The organism is Bradyrhizobium sp. Leo170 (genome assembly GCF_004296405.1).
Classification (GTDB): domain Bacteria; phylum Pseudomonadota; class Alphaproteobacteria; order Rhizobiales; family Xanthobacteraceae; genus Bradyrhizobium.
Map to the genome: position 1 here is coordinate 42,526 of NZ_PSRR01000005.1, position 16,019 is coordinate 58,544.

Sequence of the window (16,019 nt, forward strand, 5' to 3'; positions counted from 1 at the left end):
ACAGAGCGATTCAAGGGTCAAAACAGAGGCCAGGGCGCCATCCGCGGTGCGGTCAGGACGCTAAATATTTCGGATTGGGACGGAACGATTCACCTTGGGCTGGTCTTGGTCCTCAGCAATCGGCGATCCTATCTCCGAAAGCCAAGCCACCGACCGGTCGACATTTTGCCCAATGCCCGGCGGGAGGTCTCAAACGGCCTCAGATGTGCGCGCACTGAGGCCGTTTTGCTTGTTCAATGATCCATCTGCGAACGTTGGGCAGCACGATCTCACTTGATCGGCGGAATGGTTCGCGCAGGCAGCGATGTCCTGAGCCTACGCGCTTATGTTCAACTGCCGCAGCACGTCAGCGATGAGTTGCTTCACGTCCTGATGGCCACCGTTGCTGAAGGTGATGCGCGTGCCTTGTCCGTCGGGCAGTGGTGTGGCGGCCACGATCCTATCCGTGTTGATGACGATGGGCTGATCGTCCGGTTGCGTGAACTGCACGAATGCCATGAAAGATCGATCCTGCCTATTGGGCGCGCGAGCCGCGCGCGGCGCCCCGAAACCTGCGACGCGCGGGCGTCAAGGTCAAGCCTGTACCGAAAACGTAACGGCGAGGCGCTCCAAATGGCTTGCGGCGTTTGTATCCGCTCCACCCGATGCGCCGCCTCGCTTCCCGGTGAGGGCAGCACTCATCTACGCGGTTGCGGAATGACCGCTGTTGGCCCAACTCGGACACCGGGTGAGGTCTGCTGTAGAGCCGCTATCAGGGGCATAGCGGACCTCATACGAGCCTGATCGGTCGTGCGGGTTTTTGAGTATACACCTAGGCATCGGGCACTGTCGCGACCGAGACCCCAGTTCTTTGGTTAAAATGGAATTGGTTCTCGATCCGCGTTGCCGAACAGCATGCGTGGCCCATCGAAGTCCATTTCCTTCCAGGTCTCGCCGCGACCGTCTCGTACCTTGAACGCGGCAAATTCAGCCTTGTGCTTCAGCACTTCCATGTCCTTGAGCCATTTGTCGAAGGCTTCGCGGCCGCGCGGGTTCGCCTCCGATGGCGGTTCCGGCTTGTTCTCACGCAGCCAGACGATTGGGACAGCGCAACCAAGGACGAGATCGCTGTTCTCGACGACGAGACCGCCGCCGTAGATATCGGCTGCGCGGAATCGCCAGTTTCCCGTCTTCTGGCCGTCGCGCGTGAGCTGCGCCAATTGCCAGATCACGATATCGAGCTCCTTCGCCAGCGCTTTGGTGCGCGCGGTCGCCTCCTCGATCGTCTGCACCAGGCTCCAATTGTCCCGAGACGGCTTGATCAGTTTGAGGTTGTCGATGCCGGCTTGCTTGATCCCGTAGCGCCGGACCGCGATGCGGATCTCTTTCTCGATCTCGTCGATCGTGAGCCGGCCGCGGTCCTGGACATACATTGGCATGGCGTCGAGTGCAGCCCTGGCCGTTTGCAGGTCCATGAACTCTTTCTGGTTGAAGTCGCCGCTGATCTGCTTCCTCACCGAAATTCCGGTGATCGACGCCAGGTTTCGATAGGCGTTTTGGATCTGCGACATCTCCATGCTGATCAGGAGCGAGGGGAATACGCTGGACGGGTCGAGCGAAGCCGCGGCGCCGTTTCGGAAGATCTGCGCCAGCAATCCCGACTTGCCATGGCCGGACGCCCCGGCCAGCGTGATGGCGGTACCGCCAATCTGGGGGCCAATGGCGAGGTCGATCTCCTCTATTCTGGTCAAGACGCCGACGGCGCGCCGGCCCTTGTGCTGGAATGCTTCCGCGGCCTTCTCGGTGGCGGCTCGCGCGGCATCGCCGACGCGGACCGCGTGGCGTATCCGATCATGGTCATCGACCACGCGCAGCAGCGTCTCGATATCCTCGCGGGTCTCGTCGAATGTCTTGCCGGCGACCGTCGCGACCTTCCCGAGCTCGATGCGGGCGCGCTCCCGCCAGGCCAGGATGATGTCGTCGACGAAATCGAGTGCGTTGGTGACGTCCGCCGCCCTCTCGATCAGGAACAGGAGCACCGCCTCGACCGCGCCGATCCCCTCGAATTCGGTCGGTAGCTTCGCCTCGAGCAGCGATAGGCTTGGGCCCGGTCCATGCTCGCAGCATTCCTGGACCGCGGTGAAGATCGCGCGGTGGTGCGGCACCGAGAATTGGTCGGCGGTCAGCCGGTCAGAGACCGCCCAAAAAGTCTCGGCCGACCCCAAAATTTTCCCGATGACGGCTTCCTCGGCCCGGACGTTTTGCGTCGGCCTATTTGGCTGTGCCGCTGGCTTCTTGCTCACGTACAGGCCTCCAGGCGCCGGCGCGCCTGCCAGATGTCGTTGTAGTCGCTCTTCATCCTCGGTTCGGGTTGCGTATCAAAGCGCTTGTCCAGCGCGCGCACCCGCTCACCGAGCCGTCGCATGGCCGCGCGGCCCGCGGGCTCCGCCAAGACGATGTCGTTCCCTTCCTTTTTCCAGGGCTTGTCACCGTCCGGGAATCCGGAAATCCACTCGACCTCCATCGGCACCTCGAAGCCGATGAGACCGCTCGTCGACATCATGGACCACACGGGATAGCGGTACTTGATCAGCGCGTTGGCGCCGAGCGCCGACTCCGCGCCCTCGGCAGCACCGATATGTTCGGCCACGCCGCCAAGCCTGATGGCGCCGCCGGCGGCCGGCCCGAAGCCCATCTTCGGCTCGCGGATGGGGGCCTTGGCCGGCTTCTTCGGATCCAAGTAGATTCGCCACAACGCGGTCAGGTCACCGAATACGTCATCGACTCGGCAGACCAAGCAAGGGAATGCTTGGTTGGATTGCGACGGCGACTCGCCAGGATAAAGCAGCAGCCGCGGATGGTAGCGGAGCGCATCATACCAGCCGCCCGACGGTACCGGGATTCCACGGGCGTCGACGAGATAGGCCTCCGCCAATGTGCCTTCGATCGACACGCATTCCGTCCATATACCGCCTGCTGTAAGGACCCTGGCGCGCTCCTGCTCCACTGCCCGGCGATCGTCGGCGGCGCGCTTCTCCGCGGCATCCGCCTCGCGCCGCTCGCGCTGCCGGCGCTCCTCCGGCGTCTCCTGGCGCCCGCTCTCGAGCCCGACAAATTCCCGCGCTCGATCGAAGACGTCCTCTGACGTCGCGCGATGATTGCCGGTCAAGCCATACGCAAAGAGATTGATCTCGTCGCCGCCGATGCTGGCCGAGCTGCGGACCCAGGCGCCGCGTTCGTACTTGCCGACCCGCGCGAGATAGACCTGAAACGACCCGAGATCGTCCTTCCGGCCAGTCGGCGCGCAGTACGCGATCTTGCCGCGCTTCACGTACCCCTTCCAGAAATGATCCAGCACGCGCTCCAACTGCTCGTTGAGCCGTTTCTTGATCTCGGCAGTGTCGTAACGCGTCATACCAGTCCTGCCGCCGCCTCTGTTGCGCGCCGCTTCAGGTTCGCCCAAAGCCGATCGCACGCGCTCCCGTCGTTCACGTGGTGGTACCGACACCAGGCGCGCTTACGGCGGCCGTACACGCGCCGCATATCCTTCGGCACCAGACGCCAGTGTTCTCCGCAGATCCATTCTGTCGGCGGCGAAAACCGCCCCGTGGTGTGCCGGCAGAACGGCACACAGCATTGCACACGGCCACTCATAGCATCTGCTCCTGTTTCGGTTCAGGGAGCGGTAATGGTCCGACCGGATCGGCTGGCTTCCATTTGTCGTAGTCGGCGGCGATCTCGCCGTAGACGCGTGGGTGCTGCACCTTGAAGTCAGGAAATCCCCTCGACGCTCGATAGACGCCGCCATCCAGCACCAGCCAGCCGTTGCCGGATGGCAGCCAGCGCCGGTGATCGATGTTGACGTGTTTGAAATCGGCGCGGATCAGGAAGCCGCGTTTCTCAAGGATGATCGCGATCTTGATCGCGGCGATCTTCCAGTCGGTCAGTTGAACCGGCGATGGAGAACCTGCCACAACGTCCGGCACGTAGTCCGGCAGACGGTGGCGATGGGCCGGCGCCCATTCGTACCAGTGCTTCTGGTTGATGCCGTGCTTGTCACCCGGCAATCCGGGCTCGAACACCTCTGGTCGGTAAAAGCGAGGCAGCGCGTCCGTCTGCTGCTGCGATCGCACTCGAATAATCGTCAGGCCGATATAGGCACAGATGAGACCGAAGCCGCCCGGCGCGTCGTACGGCACCAGGACAGCCCGGCAGTCCGGCCCCATACGGTCGGCGTCATAGGCGCCGTATTCCTCAAGGCACTGGTTGATGACGTCGGTACCGAAGCGGAGCTTGGCCTCGATCCCGATCTGGAAACCATCGGCGTTCCGCACGAGCAAGATGTCCCAACCTGCGTGTTCATTGTAGGGGGTCCATCCCTCCGGGAGTGCCGAGATGAACCGCTTGCAGAGATCGGCTTCCGTCTCGAACGGCTTTGCTGCCTTCGCCATTTCCCTCACGTCGATTGAGCAGCCATGAGAGCGACCGCAACCGGGCGCACCCAAATCGGTGTTGATCCCATCATGAAGGTCTGGCCCGACCAGGCGGCGAGCAGCGTGACGCCACAGACGCCAGCAATTGCCTGGGCCGCGGGAGGCGGCACCATGTTTCCGATGCGCTCGCGCCACGCGGAATCTGAGGCGCCATCAAGCACCAGCATGTTGTTCATGCGCTCGATGTACGCCGCCCAGTCTTGATCAAGCGGATCAAGCGAAAGCGCTGACCGTTCCTGCTCATCGTCGAGGTCGACGAGGCCTTGTAGCGCGGCGAGTTCCAGGGTCGTGAACGGCCTGTGCCACGTCCCATCCAGCGCACGGATGACACATACCAACTTGTCGTTCGCGGCCGGTAGCTTGTCCCATGGCGCAGTCTCCGCCGCGGGACCGTCGCCGGTATGTCGTGGGTCGGCGACGACCACGGGCCGTTGTTGTTCTTGGCGTGCGCCGGTACCGCCCCGCTGTGCTGATCCCACGGCACGACACCGTAGTGACCGCCCGTGAGGTAGGCGTTGCGCCTCTCGTCCGACAGCGCCTCGGGGCGGGGATCGGCGACCGCAAAGGCGCCATTCGTCGGATTGCTCTCGCCGGCCACACCGGCGGGCCCGTCCCATTCGTTCACGCCGAGCGCCGAGTTGCGCGCGCCAACGGCGAGCCTCGGATCAGCTACCGACAGCGCACCGCCCGATGGATGAGATGACGCCGTTACGGTGCCACCCGGTTGCTCCCAATCCGTGACCTTAAGGACATGGTGATGGGTGTGCGGACCGAAGCCTGGGCGGGGGTCAGCAACCGCACCTGCACCCGAAGCGACCTGCTGCGAACCCGTCACTGGTCGAGCATGCTCTGTCCATCCGGTCACCCGTTCCTTCGAGCTCGATGCGCCGGGATGCCAATTGTGGTGCCGCGGATCGGCGACGGCGAACGCGCCGGTGCCGGTCGTCGAGGCGCCGATGACAGCGCCGGAGGCCTCGTCGTAGCCCGTGACACGATACTTGGTCTGCTTATAGTCGTCGCGCTGCGCGGGCCGCGGATCGGCCACAGCGAGGCCGCCGCCAGCACCACCAGGTCCAGCAACTGCCGGTGAATGCTCCGGCCATGCCACGATCCGAAAGGTGGAGTTGAAGACCTTCCGCTCAAGCCTGGGATCGGCGACCGCATAGCGGCCGGTGCCGACCGAAACATCGCCCTTGACCACGGATGACGGCTGATCCCAATGCCCGACGCCGAGTTGCACGCTCTTCTCGTGACCGTCAATGCGGGGATCAGCGACCGATTGCGCGCTCGAGCCTGGGCTGCGCTGGGTCGTCACCGCGGCGGCGGTGCCCTTCCAGTTGTTCACGCGCAAGCCGTGGAAGTCTTGGCTCCGGATCTCGCGCGGATCGGCGACGCTGAACGCCCCGGTAGTCGCGTTCGCGCGCCCTGTTACCGTGCCCGATGTTTCGTCCCAGCGCCGGACACCAAGGACACCCCTACCCTGCGCGATACGAATGGCGCGCTCGGCCGGAGACATCGCCGCTCGTTCGGCGGCACGCTGGCCCGCTGGCGTGAAAGCCACGCGGCAGTGCAGTGCGCAGTACGGGCGGCCTTCCTCTGCGGTTCCGCCACAGAAGAAGAAATCCGGCAACTGCGGGTCACCAACTGGCCAGCGGCAATGATGCTGTTGGAGATCCAGGAGTCCCTTTCGGCGCTCGACCGGTATCGCCGCATCGAAGGCCGAGACGTTGCTCGGATCGAAGTCCGGCGGGATCTCCTCACGTTCTTGCGGCTCTTCTACCGGCTGCCTTCGGGTAAAGTGGACCTTCCGGCCATTCGTCCGCCTGCGGACTTTCTCGACCTCCGGAGGCGCAGGCTTCGCGCGGCCAGTGAGACCAAGCCGATGAACCTTGCCGATCACCGCATTGCGGCTGATGCCACCGCCCAATTCCGCGGCGATCTTGCTCGTGGAAAGTCCGGCTTCCAAGAGCTTCTTCAACTGCTCGACGCGTTCGTCCGACCAGGTCAACACCGCCATCACTTCACCGTCTTTCGGCGATCGCGTATCTCGGAGAACTTTTTCGTCCCGCGGTGAAGAAACCATGTGCGGATGTCCGCCCAGAGCTTTCCACGCTCGAGCCAGACGTCGCGCCTAGCGCTGTGGTGTTCGGCTAGGCTGGCGCAGAAGCTGCCGATGTTGACCGCAATGTCGGAGAGGAGGAGATAGAACACCTGGAGGACTTTCGAAGTAGACGACCGCGCGGCCGGCGCGGCGGCGGCGCGTCAGCGCTTGGCGTTCAATTCCATACGAAGCTGCTCGACCTCGCGGTCTTCGGCGGCGCGGGCAGCCTCACGCTCGGCGAGGCGCCGGCGCAGGATCTCGCCCTTGATCCATCGCTCCCGCGTCCGCTCCGGCACCTGCTTCCAGAATGCTTCGAAGAACTCGGCCCCTTCAGGCTCCGCCAACAGATGAAAGAACTCTTCGAATGCGATCGCGCGCGCGCCGGACTTCCAGTTGTCGATTGTTCGGATCGAGCACCGAGCTCCATGAGCCAGGTTCTTTCGGCTGCCGCCCATCAGATGGTGCGCTAACCGTATGATTTCGGCAGTCAGATTCATGGCCTGCACATTCGTTCGCGATGTGCTGCACGAACGTTCAGCACCACAATTTGCGTCCCGCGAGAGGCTGATGGAAACTGTTCCCATGATGAACACCCCCTATTTCCCGAGAAAAAACGAGATCGCCACGCCGGTGACGATCGACATCAAAGACGACGACTGGGCGCGCGCGCCCTGGCCGGAACACGGATGCTGATCGCGGAGGAATCCTTCGACGCGATGCTGCAGATGCTGATCGATGGCGGGCTGGTGCCGAAGAGCTGCGCCGCGGTCATGCTCGACCGCCTTTCTGCCCGGCTGCTATCGGCAATGACAGTGGGGTCAAACTCAAGGTCAAACGCCGGATCAAGAGGGCCGACAACGATAGGGGTTACTCGACCAGCCTAACAATCGAGGGGGCCGATGGCGCCAAATTTTCGAATCCGCAGCAGATCCTGAATAGCCTGATCGGCTCGCTGAGTTGCGATCCTCTCGAATTTATCGCGATGAAGCCGAAAGATCAGTTCGACCTGCTGAAGCGCTTCGTTCCCGGTGTCGATTTCGATGCCATCGCCGAGGCGAACAAAAAGGACTTCGACAAGCGGACGGAGGTTAATAGGGACGCCAAGTCGCGGCGAACACGAGCTGACGCTATCGCGATCGATGAGACGGCGCCGACGGCTCGGGTTGACGAGGCTGCTCTCGTCGCCGAGCTCGCCGCTGCCGGCGAGCAGAACGCGCAGGTCGAGCGGTACCGGGCGACCCAGGCCGCGCGCAAGCAGCGCGCCGCAGCGCTCGATGCCTCTGCCGAGCAGAAGCGGAAGCGCATCCAGGAACTGCGCGACGAAATCGAGCGATTGGAACTCGGCGAGCAAGAGGACGAAGCAGCCGCTGCCGATGTCCGGATGGAGATCGCCGATGCCGGCGACGAACCGGCGTCGATCGATACCGCTGCGCTCCAAGACACGATAGCGGCGGCACGAGACGAGAATGCCAGATTCGATGCGGCGGAGCGCGCCCGTGCCGAGAAAGAACGGCTCGTCCAGGAAGCCACAGTTCTCGAGCGGCAGTCCGCCACCCTGACCAAAGCCATGGAGGATCGCGAGAAGGCGAAGCAGGACGCGATCGCGGCAGCGAAGATGCCGATCCCGGGCATCACGTTCGGTGACGGCGTTGTGCTGCTCGACGGCCACCCGCTTGGCCAAGCCAGTCAGGCGCAGAAGCTGAGCACCGCGATCGCCATTGCGGTGGCGCTGCAGCCGAAGCTCCGTTTCATCACCACGAAGAACGCGGCGCTGCTCGACGACGAAAGCTGGAAGGCGCTCGCTGACCTCGCCGAGCAGCAGGATCTGCTGATTATTGCCGAGACGGTGAATTCCAGCCGGCCGACCGCCGTCGTGATCGAGGATGGCCACGTCAAGGGCGCCGTGCACCAGGCAGCGGAGTAACAACCGTGTCTGAAAGCAAGGTCGAAATTCACGTCCAGTTGAAGCGCCCTCGCCGCTTCGTCCTGCTCCTTATCCAGGCCTGCTTCTGGACCATGTTGATCGGCTCGATCGCGGTGTCCCGCGTCTGGCTCGGAGGATCATTCCTCGTCGAGATCCTCGCCACGATCTTCTCGATCGCAATGCTCGCGAAGTTCGCCCTTCAGTTTGCCGGCAAGGAAGTCGAGATGTCGACCGATGACGTCGCGGCCTGGCTCCGGGATGGCGCGCGTCGGACGTCAAGGAATGGGTGGCTGCCCGCTCCGCCAAGATCATCACCATGTCGAAGGTTCGCCAATGAACGCGCTCGTCTCCGCCCCGATTTCTAATAACGTCGTCCGTTTCGAGCCCGGCATTTATTTCGGTGTCCCGGAAGCTGAATACCACGCCGACCAGTCGCTCGGCTCCACTTCGCTGAAAGAACTGATCATCGACCCTGTCGAGTATCAGCACGACCAGCTCTATCCGGGGGTCGAGAAAGAAACCATGGCGCTCAAGTGGGGCCATGCGATTCATTGCCGTGCCTTGGAAGGGCGGCTCTCCCTCGCGGAACGGTTCGCCATTGCGCCGGCAGTGACGGACTACAAGGATGCATTGGTGACGATGGAGCATCTCCGGAGTCACTGCAAACTGGTTGGGGTCAAGCCTGGCAAGAAGAAGGAAGAAGCGATCGCGGCCATCCGCGAATTCGACAAGGATGTCCTGATCTGGGACGAGATCATCGCCAAGTTCGAAGCTGAGAATGTCGGCCGAACCATCATTCCGCGGGATGCTCTGCACGAGATCGAGATGGCGGCGCGCTGGATGCAGCGTGATCCAAAACTCGCGCCGGTCATGCGCGACGGTACCTTTGTCGCTGGCGCTAGCGAAGTAAGCATCTTCTACGTAGAGAATGGTGTGCGACTGAAGGCGCGCATCGACCACCTCCTCTCGCACGCCATCATCGATTTGAAGTCGTTCCGTCCCTTCTTCAAGGAGCGCGCGCTCGAAGCGGCGAAGAAGGCGGTTTCGCGGATGCGTTACGATCTGCAGGCCGGTGCCTACATCAAGGCGCTGCGTGCCGCCGCCAAGCTCTATGCCGAGGGCCGGGTTTTCAACAATCCCTATGACAGGGAATTTCTGGACTCGGTGTTTCGAGCGCTTGCCGTCGCCGAAACCGATGCGGATTCCGACGACGCCCTGAAGTGGGTGTGGGTGATGATCAAGGCGAGCGGCGCTCCGCAGCCTGTCGTCGGCGAATTCGACTTGAGCAGCATGATCTTTAAGCAGGCCGTCGCCGACGTCGACGGCGCGATCGTAGCCTACCGCGGGCTCATGGAAAAATACGGCCCGGACAATGAGTGGGAGCCGGACATTCCAGCCCAGAAATGGGGCGACACCGACTGGTCGCCATACGCCTTCATCTGATCATTGAGGAACGGAAATGCAGCAGCAAATCATTTCACCCGCAGATTCAATCCGAATGGAAGCAACCGGGCTTGTGCCGGACCACATGATGGACTCCGCACTGCCGGCAATCCTGAAGGCAGAGATCGATAGCCAAATTGCAACGGCGAAGGCATTCCCGCGGAGCATTCATAAAGCAATCGAAAATATTTGCACGCTGGCCACCCTCGACGAGGAGACCGCGGCGGAGTGTCTCTATGCTCTCGTTCGAAAAAAGAAGCAGCGCGGTCGGAACGGCCCGACCGACGAGACCGAAAATAAGCCGATCGAAGGACCGAGCATCCGCCTTGCTGAGATTGCCGCGCAGTGTTGGGGCAACAATCGCATTAAGGCTCGCGTCATCACCGTCAACAAGAAGGATGGTTGGGTTGAGGCGCTGGGCGTATTCCATGATCTCGAAACGAACATGGCATCCGAAGCGACGATCCGACGCAATATCCTGACGTCGGGAGGGCATGTCTTCTCCAATGACATGATCACGGTGACCGGCAATGCGGCCGCCGCGATCGCGAAGCGCAATGCGATCCTGGCCGGCATCCCGCGCGGCGTCACCCGGCAGGCTTATTATGCCGCACGCGCCATCGTCGCCGGTACCACGGCCACCCTGTCCGAGAACCGAGAAAAGGCAATTAGGGCCTTTGCTTCGTTCGGCGTCACGCCCGATCAGATCTTCGAAGCGCTCGGCATCGAGGGCGAAGGTGACATCAAACTCGACCACATCGCGACCCTGCGCGGCATGTTCATGTCGATCAAGAACGGGGAAGCGACGGTCGAGGAGATGTTCGCCAAGGAGAAGCCGACTGAGGGCGATCCAAACTACAATCCGCTGGTCAAGAACACGGCCGGCGCGACCGATCAACAGACGCATCAAGCTGATGCGGCCCAGACCGAAAGTCGATCTGGAGCCGACCAGCAAATCGGCCATGCCGGTGAGAAGCCGGCTACGGATTCAGGTCAGGGTACCAGCGGAGCGACGCAGTCCCGAGACCAGGCATCGGCTTCCCCAGCCCCGGCCGATGCCGGGACGAGCCAGCGCGACACTGGCTCGTCCCAACCTGATTTGCTGTCCGGTACACCTCCCGCCGGCGGCAATGTGCGGTCGACTGAGGTCCGCCAGTCGGCCGAGGGAGCGGACCAGGTCTCCCGTGGCGGGACGACCGGGTCCGCTCCCGATCAACTTCGCTCCTACAGCAAGGCGTTGGCGCAAATCGAAAACGGAGGCCCGGCGAAACTCGGGAGGATGTCTCTCGCCTGGTACGAAAAGAACGGGAAAGAGAGCGCCTTCAACGACTCCGACCACCAGAAAAGGCGAAATTGATCCTGGCGGCTCACACGAAGCGCCTCACCGGCGAGATCACGATGGAGGCCTGTCTCAAGCAGGTCGAGGAGATCGTCGCACGATGACGATCCTCGACAAGCCACCTCCGGAATGGAAGCGCCCGCCGATCCCATGCAAGGTCAAGCTTCAGGTTCTCCTCAACCAGGAGGGCCGAAGCACCATCAACAATGAGAAGCTCGGTCGGATCGAACATACCAACTTCGATCACCGGCCGGCGCTCGAGGCTCGGAAGTTCGATACCGCCGCCTGGGACACGATCCCGCCGGCGAATGATCCGAATTTCATCGAGGCGATCACGGTCAACCAGCACGACCGACGGAGCAACGGGCCAGGAGGGACGCGCCGGATCACAACGCGTGGATCCGACACCGGCGAGCGCGCGAGGACGCGCAAGATCCAGCGCAGCCACACCGAGCACCAGGCCGCTATGGAGGCTAAGGCGAAGGGCCGCCCTCGCCCGAAGTCAGCCAAACCGAAACGCCCGATCCGCGGCCGTTCGACCTTCCCAAAGAGGAAATTGGCATGAGCATGCTGCTGGCTACGGCGCCCGAGTTCGCAAGCGCCGCCGCGCTGGCCCGCCACTATGCGGCCGTCCGGTCGAGGATGCCGCGCGTCGTCCCGCCCACGCCGCGGCCAAACCCGTTCTTGCCAAAGCCCGTCATCATTATGCTCCCGCCGCCCACCGACATCGTCCCGGATCAGCGGCGCGCGCCGCGCGAGCGTGTCGCCCGACTGACCGCTGAGGCCGAGCAGACCGCAATCCGACGCGCCATCTCAGCCTATTTCGACGCCGCGGCCGATACGCCTCTCGGCTACGGCACGAAGGTAAGGATGAAGATTCTCCATGCCGCAATCGCCGGCGCGTTCAAGGTAGGCCGCGATGTCGTTCTCCAGAAGTCCCGCTGGAGCGGATCTTGCCGCATCCGCCTGATCTCGATCGGCCTCGCCCACCGCCTCGTATCCGACAGCCCAAGCGCCGTCGGGATCGCGTTCGGCGTCGACCATAGCTGCGTCTGGAATGCACGCAGGCGGGTCGGCGCCCTCATCGAGGACATCCTGGTCGAGATGTACGACGGCGCGTCCTGCTCTCTCGGAGGGCGAGAATGACGGATCCTGCCAAACCCATCATCCGGCGGCGCATGACGTTTCACATGCGCGCCACCGGCGGCTCGACTTATGGCCACGACCTCCTCGACGAAGGCGGCGACATAATCGGTTCACTCTCGTCGTGGCTCGGCACCGGCAAGAACAGCGGACAATCGCATGACGTCTACAAGCTTCGCGACGATCCCCGTGAATTCGAGACGTTCGTGCAGTTCCGCGAGGCCTATCTCGCCAAGCTCGAGCAAACCCGCCGCGACAAGGAATGGACAGACGCGGCACCAGAAGGAGCCACGAAGTGATTACGGCGGATGGATACTTCGCTGATCAGCCCGTCGTGCCTGGTGCGGACGTGATCTATCGCCCGAAGGGCAACGCCGGCGAATATGCACCGCTCGCCACGAACCCCTATCGTGGTTGCGGTCACGAGTGCCTCTACTGCTATGTGCCGCTCGCGACGCGCATCCCCCGGGACACCTTCAATGAAGGCGCCGAGCCCCGGCCTGGTTACCTTGACCGTCTCCGCCGTGACATCTTGCGCTACCGCAACGCCGGTGTCGCCGGCGGGCCGAACGAGCAGATATTTATCACGTTCTCCAGCGATCCGTTTCATCTCGGCGACCTCTCCCATACCGAGTTGACCATCAGGACGCTTATTGATGGCGGGCTTGCGTTCTGCACTCTATCCAAGGGCGGCAGCCGCGCCCTCCCCTACATCGATCTTTATCGCCGCGATCGCGACGCCTATGCCTGCACGCTGACGACACTGGATGGTGCGTTCTCGAAGCAGTGGGAGCGCAAGGCGGCGCTGCCGTGGGATCGCATCGAGACGCTGCGCCGGTTCTATGAGGCCGGCATCTTCACCTGGGTGTCGCTCGAGCCGACGCTATCGGCGGAGTCGTCGATCGAGATCATCAGGCACACTCACGAGTTCGTCGACCTCTATAAGATTGGGCGTGTGAATTACGTCGCCAAGATCGCGAAGGCGATCGATTGGCGCGACTACACCCTCCGCATCATTGAGGTCTGTCAGGCGCTCGGCGTGAAGCACTACGTCAAGCGTGACCTCCAGGAACACTTGCCTCCCGGTTATCCCAACCCGCTGCGCGTCCAGCAGCATCACGGAGCTACGGCATGAAGCCGGAATTCATCACGTTCACCGGCGTCGATAATTGGACCTCGATCGATGGCATGATCGCGCTCTCGAGCCGCTACCCGATCGAATGGGGCGTTCTGTTCTCGCCGAAGCGCCAGGGCATTGATCCACGCTACCCGCACCACGCCGGCTTGTCGCGCATCATGTGGAGCGGACCGCGTTTGTCGGCGCATCTTTGCGGCGAATACAGCCGCAGGATCATGGCAGGCGAATGCATCGTCGACATTATCCCGGCCGACCTCGGCTCTTTCCGCCGCATCCAGGTCAACCATGCCGACCCGGAGCCGACGCGCATCATCGAATTTCGGAACGGCTGGGGCCGCATGCGCTGTATCGCCCAGACCCGAGGGGACGAGTTTCCGCGCGATACCTCGGTCGACTGGCTATTCGACCGTTCAGGCGGGACCGGAGAGGCCGCCAGCTCATGGCCAATGCATCCCGGAGGCGATCGTCTCGTCGGTTACGCCGGCGGCATATCGCCGGAGAATATTCGCGGCGTCATGTCCGTGCTCGAGCAGATGCGGGGCCGCTACTGGATCGACATGGAGAGTGGAGTTCGGACCGAAGACAGGTTCGACATCGAGAAGTGCCGAGCCGTGTGCGAGGCGGTTTATGGAGCCGCGCGGTGACCGACATCCCAATTCTATTCTCAGCGCCGATGGTCAACGCGGAGTTGGACGACCGTAAGACCATGACTAGGCGCTTGGCCGTCGCGGAGCGGTTCTACCGGCCGGGTGCCAAGATCCCCGCCGACGCGCGGGCTGTTGAGGGTGGTTTCGTAGCCGACCGGCCTTCCTTCTGGACAAAGGTGAAGCCTGGCGATCGGCTTTGGGTCCGTGAGGAGTGGCGCGTCAGCAAGAAATGGGATTCGACGAAGCCGGCCGACCTTCCGCCGCGCGCTATGTCGGTGTTGTTCACGGCTGGGGGCTCGATTGCCAACACGGCTGCTGGTTGGGCGCCTGATCTCTCGTATCCGCCGGCCGGCGTAACTGTGCCCTGGGCTGGGCGTCGTCGTGCGTCAATGCACATGCCCCGCTGGGCGTCCCGCCTCACCCTGATTGTCACGGCGGTCAAAATCGAACCGCTTCAGGACATCTCGGATGAGGACATTGTTGCTGAAGGTGCGAAGGAAGCTTTCAGCCAGGAGACAGCAGCGATCCCGGGTCCAGCCGCGTATATGGCTTGGCAGGAGAAGGCCTTCTATGCATGGCGAGACCTTTGGGTCTCGATAAACGGCCAAGACTCCTGGAACGACAACCCTGAAGTTGTTGCGATCTCGTTCGAAGTCATCAAAGCCAACATCGACGCAATAGCGAGGGCAGCGTGACCGAACTCGCTCCGCTCTGCTGCGGCGTAGCCGCCAGGTTGACCGACGGTCGCGAGATCTACCCGCGCCGCACCGACTTGCACCACAAGCTCATATATAAGTGCGATCGGTGTGGGGCGTATTGCGGCTGTCATCCCGGTACCACGAAGAGCCTCGGCACACCGGCAAACTCTGAGACCCGCCGGGCTCGGTCGGACTTCCACGACCAGGTCTTTGACCCGCTCTGGAAGACCGCGGTGATCACCGGCGGATACACCGTTCGGGACGAGCGCGAGGCCAACCGAATACGGAAGGCGGCACGCAATCGCCTCTACGTCTATCTCGCGAACCATCTCGGCATCAGTCGGGACGACTGTCACACCGCGATGTTCACGATCGATCATATCCGGCGCGCCACCGAGATCCTGAAGGACGTCACCTATCTGGATATTCGCGCCTGGCACCGCGCGCTCTACAGGTCAAAAGGGAAAGCGGCATGAAGCACGATAGCATCGGGCAAGTCTCTACCCTGCTCGCAAAACGCGAGGAGGCGACGAAAATTGCCGAAGCGGCGCGCATAGGGCTCCTGGAACCAATCCGCATTCTTCACGAGGGGCAGATCGTAATAACTCCCGGGACGATCGTACCCGAAGAATATGTCCGGCAAGCCGTCATCGAAGCCGCCTACGAATGCATCCGGTCGATCGACAAGGAACTAAACAAGCTTGGCGTTTCGACCCCACCGCTGGAGGAAGAGCCGGAAACGATTGAGGAATGGAAGCAGGCCGCCAACCGCTATCTCCGGGTTTGGGTGCGAGAGCTCGGCGGCCGGCTGAAAAACAAGCATCATCTCATCGACGCGCTCGCGATCGCCACGGCGGAAATGCGCGAAAAGGCCGAGTTGCATTCGGTACCGGTCGTGCCGAAAGCGATGCACGAAGAGCGAGTCACCGAACTCATCCAGTTCAATAATAAGCTCGAGGAGCGCGCGCGCCGCGGAGCGCAAGCTTCATAGCTTCATGAACGGCTCCGATGCCGACAGGCTCGCCTTTGCCGTCGAGCGCGCTGCGGCACAGGTCATTGCCGATATCAAAGGCGCCCATCAAAACCGGAGCGCCGACCGTGGCTGATGTGACCG

Annotated in this window: 20 protein-coding genes and 1 pseudogene; 14 read left to right on the forward strand and 7 right to left on the reverse strand. The window is 62.6% G+C overall.

The window, feature by feature from the left end:
• Positions 1-315: 315 nt before the first annotated feature.
• From CWO89_RS01945 to CWO89_RS01975, 7 genes and pseudogenes are all read right to left on the reverse strand, one after another.
• Positions 316-498: a hypothetical protein gene (locus tag CWO89_RS01945; RefSeq protein ID WP_130576997.1), complete on the reverse strand. Its 183-nt coding sequence runs from the start codon at positions 496-498 to the stop codon at positions 316-318.
• A 356-nt stretch (positions 499-854) separates the two neighbouring features.
• Positions 855-2,282 (reverse strand): DnaB-like helicase C-terminal domain-containing protein, encoded by a 1,428-nt coding sequence (locus CWO89_RS01950; protein WP_130576998.1) that lies wholly within the window; start codon positions 2,280-2,282, stop codon positions 855-857.
• The gene (locus CWO89_RS01955; RefSeq protein WP_130576999.1) at positions 2,279-3,394 is read right to left on the reverse strand and encodes a DUF7146 domain-containing protein; all 1,116 of its coding nucleotides are present in this window, start codon (positions 3,392-3,394) and stop codon (positions 2,279-2,281) included. Before CWO89_RS01955 ends, CWO89_RS01950 begins: the two co-directional genes overlap by 4 nt.
• A 235-nt stretch (positions 3,395-3,629) precedes the next feature.
• Complete coding sequence (locus CWO89_RS01960; RefSeq protein ID WP_130577000.1) at positions 3,630-4,430, reverse strand: hypothetical protein; 801 nt, start codon at positions 4,428-4,430, stop codon at positions 3,630-3,632.
• Between the two features lie 5 nt (positions 4,431-4,435).
• Positions 4,436-4,648, reverse strand: a complete 213-nt coding sequence (locus CWO89_RS46785; RefSeq protein WP_207234378.1) for a hypothetical protein — start codon at positions 4,646-4,648, stop codon at positions 4,436-4,438.
• A gap of 1,328 nt (positions 4,649-5,976) precedes the next feature.
• A pseudogene (locus CWO89_RS49375) lies at positions 5,977-6,489 on the reverse strand (GcrA family cell cycle regulator); the annotation flags it as partial.
• A gap of 245 nt (positions 6,490-6,734) precedes the next feature.
• The gene (locus tag CWO89_RS01975) at positions 6,735-7,070 is read right to left on the reverse strand and encodes a hypothetical protein (RefSeq protein ID WP_130577001.1); all 336 of its coding nucleotides are present in this window, start codon (positions 7,068-7,070) and stop codon (positions 6,735-6,737) included.
• Here CWO89_RS01975 and CWO89_RS01980 point away from each other — a divergent pair.
• The 14 genes from CWO89_RS01980 to CWO89_RS02040 all read left to right on the forward strand — a co-directional run bounded on the left by CWO89_RS01980 (position 7,069) and on the right by CWO89_RS02040 (position 15,896).
• Positions 7,069-7,266 carry a hypothetical protein gene (locus CWO89_RS01980; RefSeq protein WP_130577002.1) on the forward strand — a complete coding sequence of 66 codons (198 nt, stop codon included), beginning with the start codon at positions 7,069-7,071 and terminating at the stop codon, positions 7,264-7,266. The two genes, CWO89_RS01975 and CWO89_RS01980, sit on opposite strands and share 2 nt — an antisense overlap.
• Positions 7,260-7,457 (forward strand): hypothetical protein, encoded by a 198-nt coding sequence (locus CWO89_RS01985; protein WP_130577003.1) that lies wholly within the window; start codon positions 7,260-7,262, stop codon positions 7,455-7,457. Before CWO89_RS01980 ends, CWO89_RS01985 begins: the two co-directional genes overlap by 7 nt.
• A gap of 98 nt (positions 7,458-7,555) precedes the next feature.
• On the forward strand, positions 7,556-8,497 hold the full coding sequence (locus CWO89_RS01990) for a hypothetical protein (RefSeq protein WP_130577004.1): 942 nt from the start codon (positions 7,556-7,558) through the stop codon (positions 8,495-8,497).
• Positions 8,498-8,502: 5 nt separating this feature from the next.
• Entirely contained in the window at positions 8,503-8,862 is a 360-nt protein-coding gene (locus CWO89_RS45655; RefSeq protein WP_165420956.1) for a hypothetical protein, read from the forward strand.
• Positions 8,831-9,940: a PD-(D/E)XK nuclease-like domain-containing protein gene (locus tag CWO89_RS01995; protein WP_165420957.1), complete on the forward strand. Its 1,110-nt coding sequence runs from the start codon at positions 8,831-8,833 to the stop codon at positions 9,938-9,940. The genes CWO89_RS45655 and CWO89_RS01995 overlap by 32 nt, the downstream gene beginning before the upstream one ends.
• Positions 9,941-10,028: 88 nt before the next feature.
• Positions 10,029-11,297 carry a hypothetical protein gene (locus tag CWO89_RS46790; RefSeq protein ID WP_207234379.1) on the forward strand — a complete coding sequence of 423 codons (1,269 nt, stop codon included), beginning with the start codon at positions 10,029-10,031 and terminating at the stop codon, positions 11,295-11,297.
• 82 nt (positions 11,298-11,379) lie between these two features.
• Positions 11,380-11,844 (forward strand): hypothetical protein, encoded by a 465-nt coding sequence (locus CWO89_RS02005; RefSeq protein ID WP_130577006.1) that lies wholly within the window; start codon positions 11,380-11,382, stop codon positions 11,842-11,844.
• Positions 11,841-12,425 (forward strand): hypothetical protein, encoded by a 585-nt coding sequence (locus CWO89_RS02010; protein ID WP_130577007.1) that lies wholly within the window; start codon positions 11,841-11,843, stop codon positions 12,423-12,425. The genes CWO89_RS02005 and CWO89_RS02010 overlap by 4 nt, the downstream gene beginning before the upstream one ends.
• Complete coding sequence (locus CWO89_RS02015; RefSeq protein ID WP_130577008.1) at positions 12,422-12,721, forward strand: hypothetical protein; 300 nt, start codon at positions 12,422-12,424, stop codon at positions 12,719-12,721. Before CWO89_RS02010 ends, CWO89_RS02015 begins: the two co-directional genes overlap by 4 nt.
• Positions 12,718-13,557, forward strand: a complete 840-nt coding sequence (locus tag CWO89_RS02020; RefSeq protein WP_130577009.1) for a radical SAM family protein — start codon at positions 12,718-12,720, stop codon at positions 13,555-13,557. The genes CWO89_RS02015 and CWO89_RS02020 overlap by 4 nt, the downstream gene beginning before the upstream one ends.
• Complete coding sequence (gene trpF / locus CWO89_RS02025; protein ID WP_130577010.1) at positions 13,554-14,204, forward strand: phosphoribosylanthranilate isomerase; 651 nt, start codon at positions 13,554-13,556, stop codon at positions 14,202-14,204. Before CWO89_RS02020 ends, trpF begins: the two co-directional genes overlap by 4 nt.
• The gene (locus tag CWO89_RS02030) at positions 14,201-14,902 is read left to right on the forward strand and encodes a hypothetical protein (protein ID WP_130577011.1); all 702 of its coding nucleotides are present in this window, start codon (positions 14,201-14,203) and stop codon (positions 14,900-14,902) included. The genes trpF and CWO89_RS02030 overlap by 4 nt, the downstream gene beginning before the upstream one ends.
• Positions 14,899-15,381 (forward strand): zinc-finger-containing protein, encoded by a 483-nt coding sequence (locus CWO89_RS02035; RefSeq protein ID WP_130577012.1) that lies wholly within the window; start codon positions 14,899-14,901, stop codon positions 15,379-15,381. The genes CWO89_RS02030 and CWO89_RS02035 overlap by 4 nt, the downstream gene beginning before the upstream one ends.
• Positions 15,378-15,896 (forward strand): hypothetical protein, encoded by a 519-nt coding sequence (locus CWO89_RS02040; RefSeq protein WP_130577013.1) that lies wholly within the window; start codon positions 15,378-15,380, stop codon positions 15,894-15,896. The genes CWO89_RS02035 and CWO89_RS02040 overlap by 4 nt, the downstream gene beginning before the upstream one ends.
• The last annotated feature ends 123 nt before the right edge of the window (positions 15,897-16,019 follow it).